General features: G+C 66.8%; 22 protein-coding genes. 13 read left to right on the top strand and 9 right to left on the bottom strand.

The genetic code is table 11. The features are described 5' to 3' along the window. Positions 1-9: 9 nt before the first annotated feature. The 7 genes from lpdA to BM249_RS16465 form a co-directional block, all read right to left on the bottom strand. Positions 10-1449, bottom strand: coding sequence for a dihydrolipoyl dehydrogenase (gene lpdA, locus BM249_RS16495; RefSeq protein ID WP_091974087.1), 1440 nt, complete (start codon positions 1447-1449; stop codon positions 10-12). Between the two features lie 65 nt (positions 1450-1514). Further along, complete coding sequence (locus BM249_RS16490) at positions 1515-2897, bottom strand: pyruvate dehydrogenase complex dihydrolipoamide acetyltransferase (protein WP_091974085.1); 1383 nt, start codon at positions 2895-2897, stop codon at positions 1515-1517. A 4-nt stretch (positions 2898-2901) separates the two neighbouring features. Then, positions 2902-3501, bottom strand: coding sequence for a Uma2 family endonuclease (locus tag BM249_RS16485; RefSeq protein ID WP_091974082.1), 600 nt, complete (start codon positions 3499-3501; stop codon positions 2902-2904). Positions 3502-3513: 12 nt separating this feature from the next. Beyond that, on the bottom strand, positions 3514-3789 hold the full coding sequence (locus tag BM249_RS16480) for a DUF5076 domain-containing protein (protein ID WP_091974079.1): 276 nt from the start codon (positions 3787-3789) through the stop codon (positions 3514-3516). A gap of 48 nt (positions 3790-3837) precedes the next feature. Beyond that, positions 3838-5274 carry a pyruvate dehydrogenase complex E1 component subunit beta gene (locus BM249_RS16475; protein WP_091974078.1) on the bottom strand — a complete coding sequence of 479 codons (1437 nt, stop codon included), beginning with the start codon at positions 5272-5274 and terminating at the stop codon, positions 3838-3840. 49 nt (positions 5275-5323) lie between these two features. Then, positions 5324-6379 carry a pyruvate dehydrogenase (acetyl-transferring) E1 component subunit alpha gene (gene pdhA / locus BM249_RS16470; RefSeq protein ID WP_091974076.1) on the bottom strand — a complete coding sequence of 352 codons (1056 nt, stop codon included), beginning with the start codon at positions 6377-6379 and terminating at the stop codon, positions 5324-5326. 122 nt (positions 6380-6501) lie between these two features. Then, positions 6502-6813: an FtsB family cell division protein gene (locus tag BM249_RS16465; protein WP_091974074.1), complete on the bottom strand. Its 312-nt coding sequence runs from the start codon at positions 6811-6813 to the stop codon at positions 6502-6504. A 66-nt stretch (positions 6814-6879) separates the two neighbouring features. Between BM249_RS16465 and BM249_RS16460 the strand changes: the two genes are divergently transcribed. From BM249_RS16460 to BM249_RS16435, 7 genes are all read left to right on the top strand, one after another. Next, positions 6880-7776 carry a LysR substrate-binding domain-containing protein gene (locus BM249_RS16460; RefSeq protein WP_244528828.1) on the top strand — a complete coding sequence of 299 codons (897 nt, stop codon included), beginning with the start codon at positions 6880-6882 and terminating at the stop codon, positions 7774-7776. Between the two features lie 273 nt (positions 7777-8049). Beyond that, positions 8050-9549, top strand: a complete 1500-nt coding sequence (locus tag BM249_RS16455) for a DEAD/DEAH box helicase (RefSeq protein ID WP_091974072.1) — start codon at positions 8050-8052, stop codon at positions 9547-9549. A 125-nt stretch (positions 9550-9674) separates the two neighbouring features. Continuing rightward, positions 9675-9860, top strand: coding sequence for a YegP family protein (locus tag BM249_RS16450; protein ID WP_091974070.1), 186 nt, complete (start codon positions 9675-9677; stop codon positions 9858-9860). Positions 9861-10005: 145 nt separating this feature from the next. Beyond that, positions 10006-10299, top strand: coding sequence for a hypothetical protein (locus BM249_RS16445; protein WP_091974068.1), 294 nt, complete (start codon positions 10006-10008; stop codon positions 10297-10299). A gap of 192 nt (positions 10300-10491) precedes the next feature. Beyond that, entirely contained in the window at positions 10492-10620 is a 129-nt protein-coding gene (locus tag BM249_RS22160) for a hypothetical protein (RefSeq protein ID WP_280142687.1), read from the top strand. A 74-nt stretch (positions 10621-10694) separates the two neighbouring features. Beyond that, entirely contained in the window at positions 10695-11102 is a 408-nt protein-coding gene (locus BM249_RS16440) for an acyl-CoA thioesterase (RefSeq protein ID WP_091974066.1), read from the top strand. 69 nt (positions 11103-11171) lie between these two features. Then, positions 11172-12794: an ABC-F family ATP-binding cassette domain-containing protein gene (locus BM249_RS16435; RefSeq protein WP_091974064.1), complete on the top strand. Its 1623-nt coding sequence runs from the start codon at positions 11172-11174 to the stop codon at positions 12792-12794. Between the two features lie 28 nt (positions 12795-12822). On the opposite strand, the gene BM249_RS16430 is transcribed toward BM249_RS16435, so the two are convergent. Next, on the bottom strand, positions 12823-13983 hold the full coding sequence (locus BM249_RS16430; protein WP_091974062.1) for a zinc-binding metallopeptidase family protein: 1161 nt from the start codon (positions 13981-13983) through the stop codon (positions 12823-12825). A 368-nt stretch (positions 13984-14351) separates the two neighbouring features. On the opposite strand from BM249_RS16430, the gene BM249_RS16425 reads away from it, so the two are divergent. The 6 genes from BM249_RS16425 (at position 14352) to BM249_RS16400 (ending at position 24219) form a co-directional block, all read left to right on the top strand. Continuing rightward, on the top strand, positions 14352-17642 hold the full coding sequence (locus BM249_RS16425) for a transglutaminase family protein (protein ID WP_091974061.1): 3291 nt from the start codon (positions 14352-14354) through the stop codon (positions 17640-17642). Then, the gene (locus BM249_RS16420) at positions 17639-20158 is read left to right on the top strand and encodes a circularly permuted type 2 ATP-grasp protein (RefSeq protein WP_091974059.1); all 2520 of its coding nucleotides are present in this window, start codon (positions 17639-17641) and stop codon (positions 20156-20158) included. Before BM249_RS16425 ends, BM249_RS16420 begins: the two co-directional genes overlap by 4 nt. After that, positions 20155-21072, top strand: a complete 918-nt coding sequence (locus BM249_RS16415) for a transglutaminase family protein (protein WP_091974057.1) — start codon at positions 20155-20157, stop codon at positions 21070-21072. The genes BM249_RS16420 and BM249_RS16415 overlap by 4 nt, the downstream gene beginning before the upstream one ends. 97 nt (positions 21073-21169) lie before the next feature. Further along, positions 21170-21448, top strand: coding sequence for an acyl carrier protein (locus tag BM249_RS16410; protein ID WP_091974055.1), 279 nt, complete (start codon positions 21170-21172; stop codon positions 21446-21448). Positions 21449-21452: 4 nt separating this feature from the next. Beyond that, positions 21453-22946 (top strand): AMP-binding protein, encoded by a 1494-nt coding sequence (locus BM249_RS16405; RefSeq protein WP_091974053.1) that lies wholly within the window; start codon positions 21453-21455, stop codon positions 22944-22946. Then, positions 22939-24219: a type III PLP-dependent enzyme gene (locus BM249_RS16400; protein ID WP_091974051.1), complete on the top strand. Its 1281-nt coding sequence runs from the start codon at positions 22939-22941 to the stop codon at positions 24217-24219. Before BM249_RS16405 ends, BM249_RS16400 begins: the two co-directional genes overlap by 8 nt. Positions 24220-24244: 25 nt before the next feature. Here BM249_RS16400 and mntR read toward each other — a convergent pair whose 3' ends face one another. Then, a complete protein-coding gene (gene mntR / locus BM249_RS16395) occupies positions 24245-24697 on the bottom strand; it encodes a manganese-binding transcriptional regulator MntR (protein WP_091974049.1) in 453 nt (150 codons plus the stop codon). Between the last annotated feature and the right edge of the window lie 95 nt (positions 24698-24792).

Below are 24792 nucleotides of genomic sequence, written 5' to 3'. Positions count from 1 at the left end.
TTAGCCTCATCAGCTATGGATCACCTTGCCGTAGGCGTCGAGGACGCTCTCGTGCATCATCTCCGACAGGGTCGGGTGCGGGAAGACCGTGTGCATGAGGTCTTGCTCCGTGGTTTCGAGGTTCATGGCGACCACGTAACCCTGGATCAGCTCCGTGACCTCGGCCCCGACCATATGGGCCCCGAGCAACTGGCCCGTCTTGGCGTCGAACACCGTCTTCACGAGGCCGTCCGGCTCCCCGAGCGCGATGGCCTTGCCGTTGCCCGCGAAGGGGAAGCGGCCGACCTTCACGGCGAACCCGAGCTCTTTCGCTTTCGCTTCGGTGAGGCCGACGCTCGCGATCTGCGGCTGGCAGTAGGTGCAGCCGGGGATCTTGGCCTTGTCCATGGCGTGGGTCGGCAAGCCCTTGATGGTTTCGACGCAGAGGACGCCTTCGTGCTCGGCCTTGTGGGCGAGCATCGGCGGACCTGCGACATCGCCAATGGCATAGAGTCCCGGGACGTTGGTGCGCCCGAGGCCGTCCGTGACGACGATGCCGCGCTCGAGGGTGACGCCCAGGGCATCGAGACCGAGTCCTTCGGTGTTGCCGACGACGCCCACCGCCGAGATGAGTTTCTCGGCCGTCAGTTGTTGGGTCTTGCCGTCCCCGGTCTCGACGGTGGCGGTGACCGAACCCGTTGACTTCTCGACCTTCGTCACCTTGGCGCCGGTGAGGATCTTGATCCCCTGCTTCTCGAAGCGCTTACGCGCGAGGCCGGCAATCTCGGCATCCTCGACGGGCAGAATCTGCGGCAAGAGTTCGATCACCGTCACCTCCGCCCCCATGGTGCGGTAGAACGAGGCGAACTCGATTCCGATGGCGCCCGAGCCCATCACCAGCAGGGATTTCGGCATGGCCTGCGGGACCATGGCCTCGTAGTAGGTCCAGATCTGGCTTTTGTCGGGCTCGATGCCCGGAATGGCGCGGGGCCGCGCGCCCGTCGCCACGATGATGTGTTTGGCCGAATACGAGCCGGCCGCTAGGGCCCCCTTGGGCGCGGGCGCCCGGCTCGTCTCTTTCACCGTGACGCGGCCGGGCGCGTTGCCCTTCGCCGCCGCCTCGATGGTGGCCTCGCCCCATATCACGTCGACTTTGTTCTTCTTCAAGAGCATGCCGACCCCGCCGTTGAGGCGGGTCGAGACGCCACGCGAGCGCTTGACGATGGCGCCGACGTCGAACCCGACCTTCTCGGCCGACAACCCGTAATTGGAGGCGTGCTGCATGTAGTGGTAGATCTCGGCCGAGCGCAGCAGGGCCTTCGTCGGGATGCAGCCCCAGTTCAGGCAGATGCCGCCGAGGTGCTCGCGATCGACCACCGCCGTCTTGAACCCGAGCTGCGCCGCCCGGATGGCCGCGACGTAGCCGCCGGGCCCGGCGCCGATGACGAGGATGTCGTAGGTGTCGGCCATGATGCGCTCCTAGACCCCCTCGTCCGTGAAGGGGCCGGGGTTATTCCAGAGGGCTTGGTCGTCGCTCAGACCAGCATGCCCATGGGGTTTTCGATCAGGCCTTTGAATGCCGAGATCAGTTCGGCGCCGAGAGCCCCGTCGAGGACGCGGTGATCGCAAGACAGGGTCGCGGTCATCACCTGAGCCACGGCGGGCTGGCCATCACGGACGACGACACGCTTTTCGCCGGAACCCACGGCGAGGATCGAGGATTGCGGCGGGTTGATCACCGCCGTGAAGTGCTTGATGCCGAACATGCCGAGATTCGACACGGAGGTGACGCCGCCCTGATATTCCTCGGGCTTCAGCTTCTTGGCGCGGGCCCGGGCCGCGAAGTCCTTCATCTCGTTTGAGATGGTGGAGAGTGTCTTCTGGTCGGCCCGGCGGATCACCGGCGTGAACAGGCCGCCGTCGATGGCCACCGCCACCCCGACTTCGGCATTGTCGAAGCGTAAGATTCGGTCCTCGGCCCAGACGGCATTGGCGGCGGGCACCCGCATGAGGGCGAGACCCATGGCCTTGATGACGAAATCGTTGACCGAGAGCTTGAACAGCGGCTTGCCATCCTTGGTCTGGCCGGCGCTCTTGTTCAGCTGTTCGCGCAGGGCCATCAGGGCGTCGAGTTCGCAATCCACCGTCAGGTAGAAGTGCGGCGCCACCTGCATCGCTTCGGTGAGGCGCTTTGCGATGGTCTTGCGCATGCCGTCGAGGGGCACTTCCTCGTAGGTGCCCTTGGCGTAGAAGCCGCGCACCTGATCGACGGACAGGCCCGTGGGCGCCGCAGCCTTTGGCGGTGCGGCAGCCGGAGCCGTTGCCGCCTTCGGTGCTTCGGCGGTGGGCGCCGTCACGGCGGTGGGCTTCGGAGCCGCCTTGGCCGCGCGCACGTCGCGCTCGATCACCCGACCACGCGGGCCGGTCCCCTTCACGGCGTTGAGATCGATACCCTCTTGCTTGGCGATGCGCCGGGCGAGGGGCGACGCGAACACGCGGGTGCCCTCCCCCGAAGCCGCAGCGGGCTTCGCGCCGTCAGGCGCCGCGTCGACGCGGGCATAGGCCATCTGACCGCCGCCCGGCGTCGCATTCTCGGCGATGGGGTCCTTCGACAACGCAGGCTTCGCAGTTTCCGCCTTGGGGGCCTCGCCAGCACCGACGCTCGCCGGGTCTTCGCCCTCCTCCGCGATAATGGCGATGAGGTCGTTCACCGGCACGTCGGCGGTGCCTTCCGCAACGAGGATCTTGGCGAGCACGCCCTCGTCGACGGCCTCCACCTCCATGGTCGCCTTGTCGGTCTCGATCTCGGCGAGGACGTCGCCGGATTTCACCGGATCGCCCTCCTTCTTCAGCCACTTGGCGAGGTTGCCCTTCTCCATGGTCGGCGACAGGGCGGGCATCAGCACGTTGATCGGCATGGCGTCAGGTCTCGAGCGAGGGGGGCGGCGGGGCGGCCGGATCGTCGAAGGGAAACAGGGCGTCGAGGGGGAACGGGACGGCGTCGAAGGGCGGGAGCGCGACGGTTTCGCCGCGTTCGACCGTTCCGAGAAGCAACCACTGGCTTCCCGTCAGCGCGAAGGCTTCGAGCACTCCGTCGCCCGGATCGAGGAGCCAGAGATGAGGGACGCTCGCCTCCGCGTAGATGCGGCGTTTGGGGCCGCGATCGAGGCGGGCGGTGGAGGGCGGGAGGATCTCGCACACCCAGTCCGGCGTAGTCTCGACGTAGGCTGTTTCCGGCTCGGCCGAGAGCCGATCACAGCGCCAGCCGGCGAGATCCGGCACCACGACGTGGGACCCGAGGTGCAGTTCCGGCTCAATCATGAAGATCCAGCCGCCCGGTCCCCCGCGTCCGCGTCCGAAAGGAGTCTGCAGCTCACCGGCCAAGCCCACCGCCGCCATCGCGTGCCGTGGGCGCGGTCGCGGATGCGTCTCCAGGGCACCGTCGACGATCTCCGCCACGAGGTGATCCGGCACGGCTTCGAGATCGGCGTAGGTGGCCCGGCGGAACGCGGCCTCGGCCATGGTGCTCCCCCGCTAATTCATGTCCGCCGGATCGAGACCCTCGGCCTCCCACCCGGCGCGGATTCGCTCGAACGCCTCCTCCTCCGACATGTCGGTCTCCAAGGCGTAGGTGCGTGCGGCCTGCCGGGCGAGATCGATGAGCAGACGCCCCCAGGTGGACGGATCGTCGAAGGAGCGTCGCAGGGCGACGCTCACGGCGCCGTCCACGACGGCGGCGCGCAGGACTTCGATGCCGCCGTTCTCGATGGCATCGGGCGGGGCTGAGAGTTCGGCGAAGGTGTCCGTCATGGTTCTCAAACTCTTCGTCCCGTCCTGCGGAACGCGCCTCGGGTTACCTTAGCGGTAGCAGACCGCTTTGACGGCCTCGATCACCTCGGCGACGTTCGGCAGGGCGAGCTTCTCGAGATTGGCGGCGTAGGGCATCGGCACGTCCTTGCCGGTGACGCGCAGGACCGGTGCGTCGAGGTAGTCGAAGGCATCGACCATCAGACGGGCGACGATCTCGGCGCCGACGCCGGATTGCGGGAAGCCCTCCTCCACGGTGACGCAGCGGCCGGTTTTCTTCACCGATTCAACCACCGTGTCGGTGTCCATGGGCCGGAGGGTGCGCAGATCGATGACCTCCGCCTCGATGCCCTGCTCGGCGAGCGCCTGGGCCGCCTTGAGGGCGTAGGTCATGCCGATGGAAAACGACACGATGGTGACGTCCGTGCCGGGCCGGTGGATGCGGGCCTTACCGATGGGCAGGACGAAATCGTCGAGCTTCGGCACAGGGAAGCTCTGACCGTACAGGATCTCGTTTTCGAGGAAGATGATCGGGTTGGGATCGCGGATCGCGGCCTTGAGCAGGCCCTTGGCGTCGGACGCCGTGTAGGGCGCGATGACCTTCAAGCCCGGTACGTTGGAGTACCATGCCGAATAATCGTGGCTGTGCTGGGCGCCGACGCGGGCGGCCGCGCCGTTGGGGCCGCGAAACACGATGGGACAGCCGAGTTGGCCCCCGGACATGTAGAGGGTTTTCGCCGCCGAATTGATGATGTGGTCGATGGCCTGCATGGCGAAGTTGAACGTCATGAACTCGACGATGGGGCGCAGGCCCGTGAACGCCGCGCCGACGCCGATGCCGGCGAAGCCATGCTCGGTGATGGGGGTATCGACCACCCGGCGGGCGCCGAATTCCTGCAGCAGCCCTTGGGTGATCTTGTAGGCGCCCTGATACTCGGCGACCTCCTCGCCCATGACGAACACGGCGTCGTCGCCGCGCATTTCTTCCGCCATGGCGTCGCGCAGGGCCTCGCGGACGGTCATGGTGACCATCTCGGTGCCTTCGGGGAACTCGGCCATCACGGGCGCGGGGGCCTTGTTGGTGATGGTCGCGGGCGCCGCCGGAGCCTTCTGGGCGTCGTCGCCGGTCTTGGCGCTGGGGGCGGGCTTCTCTGCCTGACCTTCAGCGTGCATGTCGGGGGTCGGCGCGGCCTGCGCTTGGGAATCCGCCTTCGGGGGGCTGGCGGTCGCTTTCGAGACGTCCTCGCCCTCGGCCGCGATGATCGCGATGGGGGTGTTCACCTTCACGCCCTCGGTGCCTTCCGCGACCAGGATCTTGGCGAGCACGCCCTCGTCGATGGCCTCGACCTCCATGGTGGCCTTGTCGGTCTCGATCTCCGCGAGGACATCGCCGGATTTCACCGAATCGCCTTCGTTCTTCAACCACTTGGCCAGCTTGCCCTCCTCCATGGTCGGAGACAGGGCGGGCATCAGTATATCGGTCGCCATGGGAGACTCGTCGATCGAGGAGGAGATGGGCGGCGCGGGAGACCAGGTCTCAGGCGCGCGACTCCAGGAGGATATCCGTCCACAGCTCGGCGGGATCGGGCTCGGGATCGTGGGTTGCGAACTCGGCCGCGTCGTTCACCGTCTCGCGCACCTTCGCGTCCGTGGCTTTGAGCTCGGCTTCGGGCACGCCGTGCATGTCGACGAGGCGCTTGCGTACCATTTCGATGGGGTCGTGCTCGTCGCGCATCTTGGACACCTCGTCCTTCGTCCGGTACTTCGCCGGATCGGACATGGAGTGGCCGCGATAGCGGTAGGTCTGCATCTCCAGGATGTAGGGGCCCTCCCCCGAGCGGGCATGCTGGATGGCGCGGGCGGCGGCCTCCCGCACGGTGCGGACATCCATGCCGTCCACCTGCTCGCCCGGAATGCCGAACGAGATGCCGCGCTTGGAGAAATCCGTCTGCGCCGAGGCGCGGGCCACGGAGGTGCCCATGGCGTAGCGGTTGTTCTCGATGACGTAGACCACGGGCAGCTTCCACAGCTGCGCCATGTTGAAGCTCTCGTAGACCTGGCCCTGGTTGGCGGCGCCGTCGCCCATATAGGTCAGGCTGACTTGGCCGTTCTTCTTGTAGGCGTTCGAGAAGGCGAGGCCGGTGCCGAGGGAAACCTGCGCGCCGACGATTCCGTGACCGCCGAAGAACTGCTTCTCGCGGCTGAACATGTGCATGGAGCCGCCCTTGCCGCGGCTGTAGCCGCCGCGCCGGCCCGTCAGCTCGGCCATCACGCCCTTCGAGTCCATGCCGCAGGCGAGCATGTGACCGTGGTCGCGGTAGCCGGTAATGACCTGATCGCCCTCGATGGAGGCCATCTGCATACCGATGACCACGGCTTCCTGGCCGATATAGAGGTGGCAGAAACCGCCGATGAGCCCCATGCCGTAGAGCTGACCCGCCTTCTCCTCGAAGCGGCGGATGAGCAGCATCTCGTGATAGGCGTGCAGATCCTCGTCCCGCGTGAATTGCGGCGTGTTCGGCGCCGGTGCGTGAGCGGCCTCCGACGGTGTCAGGTCGGATCTGGTCTGGCCCGCTTCGGTTGCGGCATCCATCGGCTCTCTCCCCCGGCCCGTCTGTTCTCCCCGAGGTTCTAGGATACGCGTTTTGGGAAAGCGAGGCCGGCCCGCCGACAGATCGGGACGGTTGTCAGCCGCGTTGGACCGAGGCCCTGCGATCAGGGATCGATGACCACGACGTCGTTGGCATGGACCCGCCCGAGGACGACGCGGGCGCGCTCCTCGAGGAGGTCGCGATCGATCTGATCGCTGCGCAAGAGGGCGACGCGGTGCTCCCACTCCGCCCGATCGGCCTTCACGGCCGCCAGTTCCTGGTTGAGGCCGTAAGCTTGGATCTTGAGGGCGCGCTTGGCTTCGAGGCCGCGATTGCCGCCCTCGGCCTGATGCACGAAATAGCCGACCACGAGCCCCGAGACGGCGTACAACGCCAGGGGCATCAGCACGGAACGGACGCGACGACGGATCACCATGGGCACACCCTCGCGCCACACGGTTAAGAAAGTCCTTGCTCGGCAGCCGACGGGGACCATCGCGCCATGATGCGGTTCGACCTCGTGGACCTCGGCCTGTTCCGCCACGTCGTCGAGGCAGGTTCGATCACGCAGGGGGCGGCCCGGGCCAACCTCGCCCTGGCCGCGGCCTCTGCCCGCATCCGCGCCATGGAAGTTTCCCTCGGGGCGGCCTTGCTCACGCGCGGCCGCCAGGGGGTGGCGACGACCCCCGCCGGGCGTGTGCTCCTCGCCCATGCCCGACACCTCCTCGACGGCGTCGACCGGATGCAGGGCGAACTCGCCGGGTTCTCGGGCGGCACCGTCGGGCAGATCCGGGTTCTATCCAACACCAATGCCCTGACCGAATTCCTCCCCGAGGTCCTGAGTGCGTTCCTTGCGCGCCAGACCGGCGTCAGCGTCGATATCGAGGAACGGACGTCGGACGAGATCGTCGGGCTCGTCGCGGAAGGGAGCGCCGATCTCGGCATCGTCGCCGGCACCGTCGACACCGGGGCACTGGAAACGTATCCATTCCGGCAGGATCGTTTCGTCGCCGTCGCCGCCCTCGGCCACCCGTTGGGGGCCGGTGCCCCCGTCGCCTTCGCCGACGTGTTGGAGCATGACCTCGTCGGCCTCGACCGCACCAGCGCCCTGACCCGGTTCCTGGCCGACAAGGCGGCGCGGACCGGTCGTCCCATGCGTCTGCGGGTGCAGCTCCGCAGCTTCGACGCCGTGTGCCGCCTCGTCGAATGCGGCGTCGGCCTCGGCATCGTGCCGGAAACCACGGCGGCGCGGGCCTCGCGGACCATGGCCATCGCGGTCGTCCCCCTCCTCGATCCCTGGGCCGTGCGCGATCTGACCCTGTGCGTTCGGGACCTCGAAGCCCTGCCGGCCTTCGCGCAGGACTTCGTCGCGCATCTCCGAGCACCGTCAAACGCCTGATGGGATTCGGCGATTGACTTCGCACCTGCGAAGCCGCATATGGCATGTGCAGCGTCAGCGGCCGTCATGGTTCCGCTTGAGAGGGCTGCGTGACGGATCGACGGGTCGCATCCAGCGAAGTCCGACCGACCTGAGCCCCTCTCTTCAACGTGCATGCACCCGGATCGCCCCGGCACGCGGGCGACTCCAGCTTAACGGACCGAATCAATCGATACGCGTGAGGCCCTCGCTTGATGGCATCCGCCACGGTCCCGCTGCCTTGAAAGTTTCATCTTGACCCAGTTCACCGATTTCGGTCTCGCCCAGCCCGTGCTGCGGGCGCTGGAAGAGGCCGGCTATAAGACGCCGACCCCGATCCAGGCGCAGGCCCTCGCGCCCGCCATGGAAGGCCGCGACCTCTGCGGCATCGCCCAGACCGGCACCGGCAAGACGGCGGCCTTCGCCCTGCCGATCCTGCACCGCCTCGCCCAGACCCCGCGCAAGGCGATCCGTCGCGGCTGCCGGGTGCTCGTGCTCTCCCCCACCCGCGAGCTCGCCAACCAGATCGCCGAGAACTTCACCGATTACGGGAAGTATCTCAACTTCACCAACACCGTTGTGTTTGGCGGCGTGACCATCTCGCGGCAGGAGAAGGCGCTGGCCAACGGCGTCGACATCCTCGTCGCCACGCCGGGCCGACTCATGGATCTCATCGAGCGCCGGTCCCTGACCCTCGAAGCCGTCGAGATCCTCGTCCTCGACGAGGCCGACCAGATGCTCGACCTCGGCTTCATCCACGCCCTTAAGCGCATCGTGAAGATGCTGCCGAAGGAGCGTCAGAGCCTGTTCTTTTCGGCCACCATGCCGAAGAACATCGCCGGCCTCGCCGACCAGTATCTGCGCGATCCCGTGCAGGTCGCCGTCACGCCCGTGGCGACGACGGCCGAGCGGGTCACCCAGGAAGTCATCTTCGCCCATACGGGAGCGAAGCAGGCCCTGCTCAACCACATCCTGCGCGATCCCAAGATCGAGCGTGTCCTCGTCTTCACCCGGACCAAGCACGGCGCCGATCGGGTCGTGCGCGGCCTCGAGAAGGTTTCGATCAACGCCTCCGCCATCCACGGCAACAAGTCCCAGCCGCAGCGCGAGAGGGCGCTCGCCGCCTTCAAGGATGGCTCCTGCCGGGTTCTCGTCGCCACCGATATCGCGGCGCGCGGTATCGACGTCGAGGCCGTGAGCCACGTCATCAACTACGATCTGCCGAACGTGCCGGAGAGCTACGTCCACCGCATCGGCCGCACGGCGCGCGCCGGCGCCAACGGCCTCGCGATCTCGTTCTGCAACGACGAGGAGAAAGCCTACCTGCGGGACATCGAGCGCACCACGCGCCAGAAGATTCCCGTCTCCGGTTTCCCCGAGGGCTTCACGCCGCCGTCGCGTCAGGAAGCCATGGATGCTGCCCAAGCCGAGGAGCGTCGTCCCCCGCCCCAGGGTCAGCGGCCCGGTCAGCGCCAGGGCCAGCGCCCCGGCGGCGGTCGTCTGGGCGGTGGCCGTCCCGGCCAGGGTCGTGGCGAGGGTGGTCGTGGCGGTCAGGGGGCGCCCGCACGCTCCGGCCGTTCCGATGGCGCCAGCCGTCCGCAGGAAGGACGGGGCGGCGAGCGCCGCTCCGGCGGTCATGCGGCCGAGACCCGATCCGAGCCTCGTGGCGAGAACCGCCAGCGGGCGCCGCGTCCCCAAGGGGGCGGGTCCGGCGAGGGCCGCACCCTCGGTTGGCTCGACCGCTTCCCGCGCTGAGCGCGGCTTGAACATTCTTGCAGGAGGACGCCGCCCCGGGAGACCGGGGCGGCGTTCCTGTTTCCGGCATTGTCTGCCCGGCGGCCTGTCCCATCTTGGAGGTCAGGCACAGCGGAGGGATGGCAATGCGATTCGAACTCTATCGCGATGCGGGTGGCGAGTGGCGTTGGCGTCTGCGGGCGACCAATGGCAATGTCCTGGCCGATTCCGCTGAAGGCTACGCACGACGCGAGGATTGCGAGCACGGGATCGCCCGCGTGAAGGAGAGCCAGACCGCCGCCATCGTTGACATGACCCTCAAGATCGCCTGACCGACGCTCTCCCGCACGACGATGTGATCGTGGCGCGGCGGGCGGTGGCAACGCTTCCGGCGGTCGTGCGTTTGAAGCGACCGGGTCCGATCCGGAGCCGTCGGTTCGATACGTCCCACCGACCTATCTCGAGGAGTTTGAGAACGTGCTGAGGAAACTCATGCTGGCCGCGTTGCTGGCCCTAGGCTTCGCCGCAGCGGCACCGCAGGGCGCATCCGCCGCCCCCATCGGTCCCGCCCTCGCCCTTCAGAGCGAAGCCGCGCCCGCGGTCGCCCAGACCGTGCAGTATTACGGTTATCGCCGTCGCTTCTACGGCCCGCGTCCCTTCTACCGTCGTCCGTATTACGGCCGTCGTTTCTACGCCCCCCGGCGTTTCTATGGCCCGCGCCGTTTTTACGGGCCGCGTCGCTTCTACGGCCCGCGCCGGTTCTACTACTGAGCAACACCCCGGTGCCGTCGCGCGCGGCACCGATTCGGAGACAGGCATGTTTGCCTCAAAGCCTGGCACTCTGCCCGAGTGCCAGGCTTTTGTGCATCAAAATGCATCATATGATTTGGCGGGTCGCAGGATGTTGCGATAAGTCTGAGGGAGACACGGACACGACGCCGTGGACTGACCGGGACTTGGGCGATGACCGAACTGAGTGCGACCGAGGCCGCGCCCCGCGATATCTGGCACCTGCTCCCCCTCGAGCTCATCGTCTCCGTCGCCGCGATCCTCCTCGCCGGCGGCCTGAAATTCGCAGGCGTGATGCCCTGACGTTCAGGATTACGCTGTCGGCATGGGCTGCACAGGGTAGAATCGGGTCAGACGAATCGCGGGGGCGAAGCCGAATGACGCTGGTGGACGAGGATGGCGGACCGAGGGGCGATCTCACCGTCCGCACCATTGCGATGCCGGCGGATACCAATGCCAACGGCGACATCTTCGGCGGCTGGGTGATGTCGCAGATGGATCAGGCCGGCGGCATCGCGGGCGTGGAGCGCGCCAATGGCCGCGTCGTCACCGTCGCCGTCGACGCCATGACGTTCATCCGGCCCGTGCGCGTCGGAGACGTCCTGTGTGTCTATACCCGCGTGAGCCACGTCGGGCGTACGTCGATGAAGATCCAGGTCGAAGCCTGGGCGCGGCGCTTCCGCCTGCAGTTCCGCGAAAAGGTGACGGAAGCGACCTTCACGTTCGTGGCCATCGACGATGCCGGCCGTCCGCGTGCCGTGGACCTGCCTGCGTCGATGGAATAAGGGGCTTCCCTTCCGCTCGGGCGCGCCATGCCGTAAAGGCGCGGGACATCAGCAAGGTCCCGCGCACGCATGATCCGCCTCGAGAAAATCGGCAAGCAGAACGGCCGTCAGATCGTCTTCATCGAGGCATCGGCCGCCCTCCAGAAGGGCGAGAAGGTCGGCCTCGTTGGGCCGAACGGCGCCGGAAAGACCACCCTGTTCCGGATGATCACCGGCCAGGAGGAACCCGACGAGGGGCAGGTCGCCACCGACAAGGGCATCACCATCGGGTATTTCAGCCAGGATGTCGGCGAGATGTCCGGGTGCTCCGTGGTCTCGGCGGTGATGGACGGGGCCGGTCCCGTGAGCGTCGTCGGAACGGAGCTGAAGGCCCTGGAAGCCGGGCTCGCCGATCCGGATCGCGCGGACGAGATGGAGGCGCTCATCGAGCGCTACGGCGAGGTCCAGGCGCGGTTCGAGGAACTCGACGGCTATGCCCTCGAAGGCCGGGCCTACGAGGTACTGGCGGGCCTGAGCTTCTCCCAGGAGATGATGGACGGCGATGTCGGCCGGCTTTCGGGCGGCTGGAAGATGCGCGTGGCCCTGGCCCGGATCCTCCTCATGAATCCCGACGTCATGCTCCTCGACGAGCCCTCGAACCACCTCGACCTCGAGAGCCTGATCTGGCTCGAATCGTTTCTCAAGGACTACGAGGGCGCCCTGCTGATGACCTCGCACGACCGCGAGTTCATGAACCGCATCGTCACCAAGGTCATCGAGATCGATGGCGGTACCCTGACGACCTATTCGGGCGACTACGCCTTTTACGAGCAGCAGCGGGCGCTCAACGAAACCCACCAGCAAGCGCAGTTCGAGCGCCAGCAAGCGATGCTGGCCAAGGAGATCAAGTTCATCGAGCGCTTCAAGGCCCGCGCGTCGCACGCCGCGCAGGTTCAGAGCCGGGTAAAGAAGCTCGACAAGATCGAGCGGGTCGAGCCCCCCAAGCGCCGCCAATCCGTGGCGTTCGAGTTCCAGCCGCCGCCACGCTCGGGCGACGACGTCGTGATGCTGAAGAACGTCCACAAGAGCTACGGAAGCCGCCGCATCTATGAGGGGTTCGATTTCGCCATCCGGCGGCGCGAGCGCTGGTGCGTCATGGGCATCAACGGCGCCGGAAAATCGACCTTGCTGAAGCTCGTCACCGGCGCCACGGAGGCCGATGACGGGACGGTTTCGGTGGGCAGCAGCGTCAAGCTCGGCTACTTTGCCCAGCACGCCATGGACCTGCTCGACGGCGAGCGCACGGTGTTCCAGTCCTTGGAGGATGCGTTCCCGCAGGCCGCCCAGGGCTCGCTGCGGGCCCTGGCCGGGTGCTTCGGCTTTTCCGGCGACGATGTCGAAAAACGCTGCCGGGTGCTGTCGGGCGGCGAGAAAGCTCGCCTCGTCATGGCCCTGATGCTGTTCGACCCGCCGAACTTCCTCGTCCTCGACGAGCCGACCAACCACCTCGACATGGGCACGAAGGAAATGCTCATCGCGGCGCTCTCGGCCTACGAGGGCACGATGCTGTTCGTGAGCCACGACCGCCACTTCCTCGCGGCCCTCTCGAACCGCGTGCTGGAAGTGACGCCGGAGGGTATCCATCAATATGGCGGCGGCTACACTGAGTACGTGGCCCGGACGGGCCAGGAAGCGCCGGGTCTGCGCGGCTGAGGTTGGGGTGCCCTTCCCCCGCCGAACGCTATTCGTTTGGCGGGGGAACGCGCTTGCGTAGGCCGGTGATGACGGCCTTCAGGATCTCCGACCCCGCCTCCTCACTGTCGATGCCGTAGCCGATGGAGCGCATGGACACGATCCGTTCGTGGACGAAGGACAGCTTGGCGATCACCGCCGGGGTCAGCTTGAACGGATAGAGCGCCGGCTGTCCCATGCTGCGGCTGAGGGAATTCACCGCGTAGGTCAGGGGCAGCCAAGCCTCGACCAGACGGGTGAAATCGGGCGTCTGGTACGGATCGTAATCGATCACGACGGGGTTCGCCGGTCCGTTGCGCAGGCGCGGACGCACATGCAGCTCGAAGGCGCCGGCTGTCTCCACCGTATCGACGATATGGAGATACTGCGCCCAGGTTTCGGCGAAATCCTCCCACGGATGGCTGGTCGCGTAGGCGCTGACGTAAGATTCCTCCCAGTCCGCCGGCGGGCCGTCACGGTAATGGCGTTGGAGGGCGAAACCGTAATCGTCGCGCTCATCGCCGAACAGGGACCGGAACGTCCATAGGCTCTGATCAAACCGCACCAGGACGTTCCAGAAGTAATGCCCGATCTCGTGGCGGAAATGCCCGAGGAGCGTACGGTAGTACTCGCCGAACAGGGTTCGCCGCCGCTCGCGTTCCACATCGTCGGCTTCGGCGATGTTCAGGGTGATGACGCCGCTGTGATGTCCCGTGAGCACCGGGGGACCGATGAGGTAATTCTCGGAGGGATCGACGAGGAAGTCGAAGGCGAGGCCCGTGGCCGGATTTTCCAGGCGGGACATCAGCGGCAGGTTGAGGCGCAGCAGGGAATAAAACAGCCGATGCTTGGCGGCCTCGATCTGGCGCCAGCGCGTGAGGTTCCAGGTGATGCCAAGGTCCGGCACTACGCGGTTGTGGCGACAGGCGGTACAGTAGCGCTCTCGCGAATCGTCGGGCACGAGCCAGTTGCAGGCTTCGTGATCGGCATTGGCGCAAAACCGAAATTTGCGCGATGGATCGGCATAGGCATGCCAGAGGCCGTTCACGGGCTCGAGGGCCGACATTTCGTGAAGGTCACCGACATAGCCGAGCCGACGCTCGCAACTCTCGCAGCCGGTGCTCTCAAAGCTGACGGGCTGGTCGCATGCCTGGCACTGGAAGATCTTCATGATCCCGTTTCGATCCCCGTACCGAACCACCCTCGTGCGCCGTACACCCGTCGCAGACCGTCCTGCCCGGGACACCGAGCAAAGCCGTGGTGTCCGACTCTGTTCCCATCGCCGCTTCGTGACGGGGAGCATGCACGGAACTTGCTTACGGACTCGCTTCGATGCGACGCCGCCATCCCTGGCGATCGGTGGCGACACCGAGAAGCGAAGGCGCACGACCGCAAAACCATCGCACACGGGCGACCGTTGGCGTATGGCTCGAACAACGTCTCTTCCGGGAGCACCGTAGGGCGGTGGTCCGGATCTCCACCGCCGGATCGAGCGCCCGCGCCCGCCCGGCCCCACGCCCCGGCCCTTTGGGAGTCCCCGTGTCGATCAAAGCCGCCCTGCACCACGTCACGCACTACACCTATGACCGACCCATCGCGCTCGGCCCCCAGGTGATCCGCCTGCGTCCAGCACCGCATACGCGCACGGCCGTACCGGCTTACTCCCTGAAAGTCCTTCCCGAGAATCATTTCATCAACTGGCAGCAGGATCCGAACGGGAACTGGCTCGCCCGTCTCGTCTTTCCGGAGAAGACAGCCGAACTGAAGATTGAGGTCGATCTCACCGCCGACATGTCGGTGATCAACCCGTTCGACTTCTTCGTCGAAGATTACGCCCAGACCCGGGGATTCGCGTACGCCGACGTGCTCACGGCGGAATTGAAGCCTTACCTCGTCCTCGACGATGCCATGGCGCCGGAGGTCGATGCCTTCCTCGAACGGCTGCCAACCGAAACCAACACCGTCCTGTTTCTCGTGGCCCTCAACGGACAGGTGGCGCGCGAAATCACCTACGGCGTCCGCATGGAGCCGGGCGTCCAGACCGCCGCCGAGACCCTGACTCTCAAGAGTGGGTCATGCCGTGATTCCGCATGGCTGATGGTCCAGATCCTGCGCCGCCTCGGACTCGCCGCTCGCTTCGTCTCCGGCTACCTGATTCAGCTCGTGCCCGACACCACCGCCGTCGACGGCCCGGCGGGCACGTCCACGGATTTCACCGACCTGCATGCCTGGGCCGAGGTCTATCTCCCCGGCGCCGGCTGGATCGGCCTCGACGCCACTTCCGGCCTCCTCTGCGGCGAAGGCCATATTCCGCTGGCCGCGACGCCGCATTACAACTCCGCCGCGCCCATCTCGGGCCTCGCCGAGCCGGCGGAAGTCGAATTCGGCTTCGAGATGACGGTGACGCGCGTCGCGGAAGCCCCGCGCATCACCAAGCCGTTCTCGGACGAGGTCTGGGCCGCCATGGATGCGCTGGGCGACCGCATCGACGCGGATCTCGCCGCGCAGGACGTGCGCCTGACCATGGGCGGCGAACCGACCTTCGTTTCCATCGACGATTTCGAGTCGGCCGAGTGGAATGCCGCCGCCGTCGGCCCGACGAAACGGGGATTCGCCGACAAACTCATCCGCCGCCTGCGCACCCGTTTCGCCCCCGGCGGCATGCTGCATTACGGCCAGGGCAAGTGGTATCCGGGAGAGAGCCTGCCGCGCTGGGCCTTCGCCCTGTACTGGCGCCGCGACGGCGTACCCGTTTGGAAGAATGCCGACCTGATCGCCGCAGAGGACGGCGCCCGCGACGCCAACATCACGGATGCGAAGGCCCTGATCGACGGGATCGCGAAACGCCTCGGCCTCGCCACCTATCCATTTCCCGCCTACGAGGACCCGACTTACTGGACGGAGAAGCGTGACGAACTTCCCATCAACGTGACGACATCCGAGCCTCGGTTCCCGAATGCCGAGACGAACGCCCGCATGGCACGCGTGTTCGAGCGTGGCCTCGGTGTCGCCGCCGGCTACGCGCTTCCCCTGGCGAGCCTGCCCACGGGAAAAGCTGTCTCGCCCGGCGGCAAGGACGGTGCGGCCGACCGGGTCTGGGTCTCGGAAGCCTGGGAGTTCCGGCGCGGCCACGCCTTCCTCACCCCCGGCGATTCCCCCGTGGGGTATCGTCTGCCGCTATCCTCACTGCCCTACGTGCCGCCCGCGCACTACCCCTACTACCAGCCGCAGGACCCCCTCGAGGCACGGGGGAACCTGCCGGAGGAACGGGCGGGCGCCAAGACGGTCAACGGTTCCGGGGTCACGGGCGTCGCCGTCCGGACGGCCCTCGCCGTCGAGCCGCGCAACGGCGTGCTGCACGTGTTCATGCCTCCCCTCGAGCGGGTGGACGAGTATCTCGAACTCCTCGGCTACATCGAAGACTCCGCGTCGGAACTGAACCGGACCCTTCACATCGAGGGCTACGAACCGCCGTTCGATCCACGCATGAACGTCATCAAGGTCACGCCCGATCCCGGCGTAATCGAGGTCAACGTGCATCCCGCCTCGACTTGGCGCGACGCCGTGCGGATCACCACGGATCTCTACGAGGATGCCCGCCAGATCCGCCTGGGCGCGCAGAAGTTCATGACCGACGGGCGCCATACGGGCACTGGCGGCGGCAACCACGTGGTGCTCGGTGGGGCGACCCCCGACGATTCACCGTTCCTGCGCCGTCCCGATCTTCTCAAGAGCCTCGTTCTCTACTGGCAGCGCCATCCGGCCCTGTCGTACCTGTTCTCCGGCCTCTACATCGGCCCGACGAGTCAGGCCCCGCGCATGGACGAGGCGCGTCACGACGGGCTCTACGAGCTCGAGATCGCCATGGCGCAGGTTCCGCAGCCCGACGAGCCCAACATTCCGCGCTGGCTCGTCGATCGCATCTTCCGCAACATCCTCGTGGACGTGACCGGCAACACCCATCGGTCCGAGATCTGCATCGACAAACTGTATTCTCCCGACGGCCCCACGGGACGGCTCGGTCTCCTCGAATTCCGCTCCTTCGAGATGCCGCCGGACCCGCGCATGAGCCTCGCGCAGCAACTCCTGCTGCGCGCCATCGTCGCGTGGCTGTGGCGCGAGCCTCAGTCCGGCGGCTGTGTCCGTTGGGGCACGGGCCTGCACGATCGCTTCATGCTTCCCCACTTCCTGTGGGCCGACTTCCTCGGCGTGCTGGATGACTTGGCTGCGGCGGGCTACGCTTTCGACCAGACCGCCTTCGTGGCGCAGCGCGAATTCCGCTTCCCCGTGTTCGGCACGGTGGAACAGGGCGGGGTGAAGCTGGAAGTGCGTCAAGCGCTCGAGCCGTGGCACGTGCTGGGCGAGGAAGGGGCCATCGGGGGGACCGTGCGTTACGTCGATAGTTCCGTCGAACGACTGCAGGTGAAGGTCGAGGGTTTCGTTCCCGGTCGGCACGTGATCGCCTGCAACGGACGCCGCCTGCCCATGACCGGGACGGGTACGGCCGGGGAAGCGGTGGCGGGCCTACGGTTCAAGGCGTGGCAGCCAGCTTCATCCCTCCATCCCACGATTCCCGCCCAGTCTCCCCTCACCATCGACATCCTCGATTCGTGGAGCGGTCGGTCCCTTGGGGGATGCCGGTATCATGTCAGTCATCCGGGCGGGCGGAACTACGACACGTTCCCGGTCAACACCTACGAGGCGGAGGGGCGGCGGCTCGCCCGGTTCCAGACTCACGGCCATACCCCCGGCCGGGTCGAAATGCCGGTCGATGAGATCAACCGCGAGTTCCCCATGACCCTCGATCTGCGAAGCCCGGCTCCGCGATGACCGATGCGGCCGAGGCGGAGGTTTCGGGGCGGGCAGAACGGCTGGCGCGCTGGACCTCCGGCTACCGGCCGCATCCAGATGTGCCCGATGCATTCATGGATGCGTCGGGGCGACCGCGAGAGGCTTGGACACGGGTGCTCGACCGCCTCGGCGACCTCACCGAGGTGGACATCGCCGCCCGCTTCGTGTCGGCCGTGCGGCATATCCGCGACACGGGCATTTCGTATCGCATCTACGGCGACAATCGCGAACACGCTTGGCCGCTCGGCTCCCTTCCCTTCGTGGTGGAGGCGGACGATTGGCAGGCCTTGAGCGCGGGGATCGTCGAGCGGGCGGAGCTGATGGAGGCGATTCTCGCCGACATCTACGGTCCCAACCGCCTCGTCGCCGATGGTCTTCTGCCGGCCGCCGTCGTGGCGGGAAGCCCCGAATTCATGCGTCCCGTGGCCGGGATCGTTCCGCCCGGCGGCCGTTTCCTGAAGCTCTACGCCGCCGATGTCACCCGTGGACCCGACGGGCAGTGGCAGGTCCTGGCCGACCGGACGCAATCTCCCTCCGGGCCGGGCTATGCCCTGGAAAACCGGATGGTGCTGACCCGCGCGTTTCCGGACCTCTATACCGATCTCCACGTCGAGCGGCTCGCGCCCTTCTTCCAGACCCTTCGCCAAGCGCTGGCGGACGGGGCCCAGCGCAGCGACCCGCGTATCTGTCTCCTGACCTCCGGTCCGTTCAGCTCGACCTATGTCGAGCAGGCCGTGCTGGCGCGTTATCTCGGCCTGCTCCTCGTGGAGGGCGACGATCTCGTGATGCAGGATGGCGCCCTCCACGTGCGAACCGTGTCGGGCCTGAAACGCGCCGATGCCCTCTGGCGCCGGATCGATTCCGATTACGTCGATCCCCTCGAACTGAATCCCGCGTCGCGCCTCGGCGTCCCCGGCCTCCTCGAAGCCCTGCGCAACGGCAACCTCGTCGTCGGCAACATGCCGGGTTCCGGCATCCTCGAATCAGGGGCGCTCGCCGCCTATCTTCCCGGCATCGCACGCCGGCTCACCGGCGGCGAACTTCGCCTGTCGGGCCCGCGGACGTTCTGGTGCGGCGATCCTGACAGCCTCGTCCATGTGCGCGATCACCTCGATGCCCTCACCCTGCGACCGGTGGCGACGCCGCCGAAGGGCGAGGCGCGTGACGCGATCATGGGTCCGCTCGCCTTCGGAGCCGACCGCGATCGACTCGTCGCGGCCCTGCGCGACCGGCCGTTCGACTATGTCGCACAGGAGCGGATGCCCCTCGCGACGACGCCCGGCTGGGACCGGACCGGCGGAACGCTGCGCCTCGTGCCGCGCCCGTTCGCCCTGCGGGTGTTCGCCACCATAACGCCGGACGGCTGGCGGGTCATGCCCGGCGGCTTCTGCCGCATCTCGGAACGTCCCGACCTCGACCCCGGCGAGATGCGCGCCGGTATCAAGGCCGCCGATGTTTGGATCATGTCCAATGGGCCCGTGGAGCCGGTTCCGCTCATTCAACCGGGCGCCCAGAAGGTTCGGCGGATCGCCGGCCATCTGCCGTCGCGGGCCGCCGACAACCTGTTCTGGTTCGGACGCTACGTCGAGCGGGCCGAAGCGGTGATCCGCTTGGCCGGGGCGCATCTCGGCGGTGTGGGAGCCGCCGTCAACGCCTATCTCGTCAGCGATGCGCGATCACCGACGTCCCTGCGGATCCGAGCACTTCTCGACGATTGGGGCGCTATTTCCAATCCTAACCTTTCCACCGCGACCCTGGCGCGGGAGGCTCTGAGCGGGCACGGGACATACGGCTCGGCCCTGCGCCACTCGCTCTCCGCGCGGGCCAACGCGGCGATCCTGCGCGAGCGCCTGTCCGGTGAGGCGTGGCGAGTTCTCGCCGACCTTACAGACCTCCTCGATATCGGTGACGGGCGTGCCTATTCGGAAGCCGAACTCGTCGGCCTCGTCGAACGCGGGCTCGGCCTCATGGCGGCCCTCGCCGGGCTCGCGAAGGAGAATATGATCCGCACCACCGGCTGGCACTTCGTCGATCTCGGACGGCGCATCGAGCGTGTGATCAACACCTGCACCTTCGCGACCCATTTCGCCGGGGATGCCGCGACCGCCGATGATCTGGGCGTGATGCTGTCGCTCTGCGATTCGCACATCGCGTTCGGCGCCCGCTACATGCAGGGCGCCGCCCTCGATCCCGTGCGCGACATGGTGCTTCTCGATCCGTTCAATCCGCGCTCCGTCGCATTCCAGATCGAGGCCATCGGGCGGCATCTCGCCAATCTCCCGACCCTGCGGGCCGACGGCTTGCCGGAGCCGCATCAGCGGTTGGCCGCGAAGCTCGCAGCGGAGTTTTCCACGGGAGAGGCGGCGGACTTCGATGAAGCCGCCATCGCTCGCCTAGGCCACGACTTCGAGCGCTTGGCCGACGCCATCGCAACCCGTTACTTTCCCAACGCTCCGAACGCCCTGCGGCCGGAAAAGCTCGTGGGTCTCGGGTGATATACACGCTGCGCCACCTCACAACGTATCGCTACGCGCGGCCGGTTCATTTCGCCCGTTGCGGCTTGCGCCTGCGCCTGACGGACGACGAAGGCCAAACCGTGCTGGCGAGCACGCTCACGATCTCGCCCGAACCACGCCATCGCACGGAGCGCCGGGATCACTTCGGCCTCGACGTGACATCCATCATCATCGACACGCCCCATACCGAACTTCGGGTCGAAGCCCTGTCCCGGGTTCGCGTCGAGCGTCCGTCGATGCCCGCGCCAGAAACCGGCCCCGCATGGGAACGGATTCGCGACGAGGCTCTCCGCTCACGCTCCCTCGCACCGGACGCGCCGATTCACTACCTGTTTCCGAGCCCACGCGTGTCGCTGGTTCCGGACGTCACGGATTATGCGCGTTCGAGCTTTCCCTCCGGGCGCAGTGCCCTCGGCGGGGCTTACGATCTCATGCAGCGCATCCGCCGGGATTTCCGCTTCGACGCCAAGGCGACCTCTGTTCGTACCCCCCTCGAGGAAGCGTTCGCCCTGCGAGCGGGCGTCTGTCAGGATTTCGCGCATATCATGATCGCGGGCCTGCGCGGCCTCGGCATCCCATCGGCTTATGTCAGCGGTTATCTACGGACCATTCCTCCGGCTGGACAGCCACGCCTGCGCGGCGCCGACGCCAGTCATGCCTGGGTTTCGGTCTGGTGCGGCGACGGATGGATCGGCCTCGATCCGACCAACGGCATCGCGATGTGCGACGATCATATCGTCGTGGCTCGCGGACGGGATTATACGGACGTCTCGCCCATCGACGGCATCGTCTCTTCGTCGGGGGCGCAGAAGCTCAAGGTCGAGGTCGATGTGATACCGGACGGCGAACCGATGCCGGAGGCGACCGTCACGGTCGAGGCAGAAAGGGTCTGACGACCGTCGATGAACGGGGCGTTCCCATGGACACACGCGCCTCGCATGGCTTAAGCGCGGCAACGTTCGTTACAGGACGGCCGGTGGAGCGCGAGCCTTGGTCGAGAGACACGACATCGAGACACGAGACGCGGCGCGTGAGGCGATCCGCGCATTCATCCTCGGACGCAATCCGGGCCTCTCGTCAGACAGCGTCACCGCGCAGACGTCCCTGGTCACCAGCGATGCCCTCGATTCCATTGGGGTACTCGATCTGATGATGGAATTGGGTGAGCGCTTCGGTTTCGAGATCGAGGAGGACGCGTTCGCCCTCGCCCATTTCGAGAGCATCGACGCCCTGGCGTCCTATGTCGCGACGAAGCGCGTCCAAGCCTGATACGATGTCCGGTCCGACGCACGTCCACAACCTTCTCGAAGGACCGGCCGGCGAACGGGTCGCCCTCGTGGCTGGCGAGGACCAGCTCAGCTATGACGGATTTCGCGACCGCGTCGCCGTCTTCGCGGATCGCTTAAGGGACGTGGGTATCGCTCGAGGCGACCGTGTCGCGGTCCAGCTTCCGAAGTCCATCGGCGAATGCGTTGCCTTGTTCGCCATCGCGCGCGCCGGGGCCGCCTTCGTGCCGATCCACCCGAGCCTGCGCCCGGCCCAGGTTCGGCACATCGTTGAGGATTGCGGCGCACGCGTCCTCGTGACCGAGCCGGGTCTGCGCCATATCCTCGGCGATACGCTGACAGTGATTTCGGAGATCTCGGCCGAGAGCCTTCTGCTTCTCCTGCCAGAACGGGCCGGACCCGCTCCGCCCGAAGATCTCGCAGCGATCCTCTACACGTCGGGTTCGACGGGATTGCCTAAGGGTGTGATGCTCTCTCACGCCAACCTGATCGCCGGCACCCGGATTGTCAGAAATTACCTCGGCATCACGCCGGACGAACGCATCCTGTCGGTCCTGCCCCTCGCCTTCGATTATGGTCTGAATCAGCTCCTCACCGCCGTCGAGCAGGGCGCCCGCCTGGTTCTCCTCGATGTCCGATTCGGCGACGAGGTGGTGCGCGCCATCGAAACCCATCGGATCACCGGGCTTGCCGGGGTGCCGACCCTGTGGACACTTCTCACTCGTGCGGCTCCGCGGTTGGCGAAGGCCGATCTCACAAGCCTGCGTTACATCACCAATTCCGGTGGCGCGGTACCCATGGAGACGGTGGCGCGCCTGCGACAGGCCCTGCCCCATACGCACATCGTCCTGATGTACGGGTTGACGGAAGCCTTCCGCTCCACTTGGCTGCCGCCCGACGAGTTGGAGGCCCGCCCCGGTTCCATGGGGAAGGCCATTCCCGAAACCCAAATCTTCGCGGTGACCCCTGAGGGCCGCCGCACCCGGGCGGGTGAACCCGGCATCCTCATGCATCGCGGTCCCACGGTGTCGCTCGGCTACTGGAATCGGCCGGATGAGACCGCCAAAGTGCTGGTGCCAGATCCCCTCGACCCACTCGGACCGCCCCTATGCCGGTCGGGCGATCTCGTCGTCGAAGACGCGGAGGGTTATTTCACCTTCGTCGGGCGCGACGATGCGATGATCAAGACCTCGGGATTTCGCGTCAGTCCGGGTGAGGTAGAAGCAGCTCTCATGGCGACGGAGGCCTTCGGCGCCGTGGCCGTCATCGGTCTGCCGGATGCCAGCCTCGGGCAGCGCCTTCATGCCATCGGCGTTCCGGCCTCGGATGGTCCATCCATCGAGATGGCCTTACGTTCGGTCCGCGAAGTCGTAGCGCCCCATATGGTGCCCCGAACCGTCGAAATGGTGGCGGCCTTGCCCGTCACGCCCAACGGCAAGATCGATTACAAACGCCTCGCGGCAGAGCGCGAAAATGGCTGACGTAAACGGTCTCGCCCGCAGCCTGATCGCTACGGATTTGCCCCGGCGGGATGGGGTGATTCAGGTTGGAGGGCTCGATCTCGCGGGCCTCGCGCGGACCTACGGCACCCCGCTCTTCGTCTACGACGCGGCCCGCATGCGCCGCGCTTATCGTGACCTGTCGCAGGCTGTGGCGGGCTTCGCCGAAGTCGATTACTCCGTCAAGGCGAACCCGCGCCCGGCCGTCATCCGCGTTTTCGCCGAGGAGGGAGCCGGCGCCGAAATTGCCTCCGGTGCCGAATACGAGGCTGCCTTGACGGCCGGCCTCTCCCCAGAACGAATCCTTTTCGCCGGCCCCGGCAAGAGCGACGCCGATATCGAACGGGTCATTGCGGGAGGGATTGGCGAAATCCATCTCGAAAACTTCGAGGAGATGGGGCGTGTCGCTGCGGCGGCGGAGCGCTACGGGCAGCGTGCGTCCGTTGCGATCCGGGTGAATCCCGGACCGGACGCGCAGGGTGGCGCCATGCGGATGGGGGGGAAGCCCTCACCGTTCGGCTTCGATGAGGAGGATCTCGAAGCCGTCGTCGATCGGATCGTGGCGGAGGATCGTCTGCGCCTGACGGGACTTCATCTGTTCGCGGGGACGCAGGGGCTCTCGGCCTCTATCCTCCTTGGCCAATGGGCCTATGGCCTGCGTTTGGCGTCACGGGTCGCCGCTCGAATCGGCCGTGCCCTCGATACGGTCGATCTCGGCGGCGGGCTCGGCATTCCCTATTTCGCGGGTGATGGCCCCCTCGACCTCGACGCAATCCACTCAGGCATCCCGGCCCTGCGCGCCATGGTCGCCGAGGACCCGAGGCTCGCCACGGCCCGTATCGTCCTCGAACCGGGGCGCTACCTCGTCGGGCCAGCCGGGCTCTACGTTGCGCAAGTGCGCGCCGTGAAACGCTCGCGGGGGCAACTCTTCGCGATCACGGATGGAGGCATGCATCACCACCTCGCCGCCTCGGGCAACCTCGGGCAGATCGTGAAACGCGACTATCCGGTTGTGGCCGTCGTCGAGGCAGCAGGCGCCGTCTCCATGCCCTGGACGGTGGTGGGGCCCCTCTGCACCCCTTTGGACATCCTGGCCCGAGCGGCCTTCCTGCCCCAGCTCGCCTCCGGTGACCTCGTCGCCGTCCTGCAATCGGGTGCTTACGGATTGACGGCGAGCCCCACTGGGTTTCTCAGCCATCCGTTGCCGGCTGAAATACTGGTCGATGGCGGCAAGGCGACCGTGATCGGTCCGTGATCGCGCGATCGACCGGGACCGGACGCTACGATTTGCCCTCGCAGAACAGGCGGAACGCCGCAAGGGTCTCCACACTCACGTGATGCTCGATGCCCTCGGCGTCCCGCCGCGCCGTTTCAGCGCTGACCCCAAGGGCTCGGAGAAACTTCTCGACGATGCGGTGCCGCTCGCGACTCTGGGTGGCCAGGGCCTGACCGGCTGCCGTCAGGAAGACGCCACGGTAGGGCCGTTGCTGGACCAACCCATCCTCGACCAGTCGCTTGAGCATCTTGGCGACAGTGGGCTGGGCCACACCGAGACGGGCGGCGATATCGACTTGCCGCGCCTCACCGCCATCACCGAGCAGATCGGCGATCAGTTCGACGTAATCCTCGACCAGTTCGAGGCGTCGCGCCTCTCGCGCCTGGCGAAAGCTCTCGACCTGCACATCCGGATCGACGAGCGGAGAGGTGGGACCGGATCGCGGCGCATCCTGCATATGACTCGCGATCTCCTTGCCCTGAATGCGGCGGCACGTTGCCGATCTCCGGCTGTTTAGCGAAGGCCATGGCGGAAGGGGACCCCCCACGCCTA

Origin of the sequence: Methylobacterium gossipiicola, from assembly GCF_900113485.1 — a bacterium.
Lineage (GTDB): Bacteria > Pseudomonadota > Alphaproteobacteria > Rhizobiales > Beijerinckiaceae > Methylobacterium > Methylobacterium gossipiicola.
The sequence above is the reverse complement of the archived record's forward strand: the minus strand, read 5'-3'. Positions and strand labels throughout refer to the sequence as shown.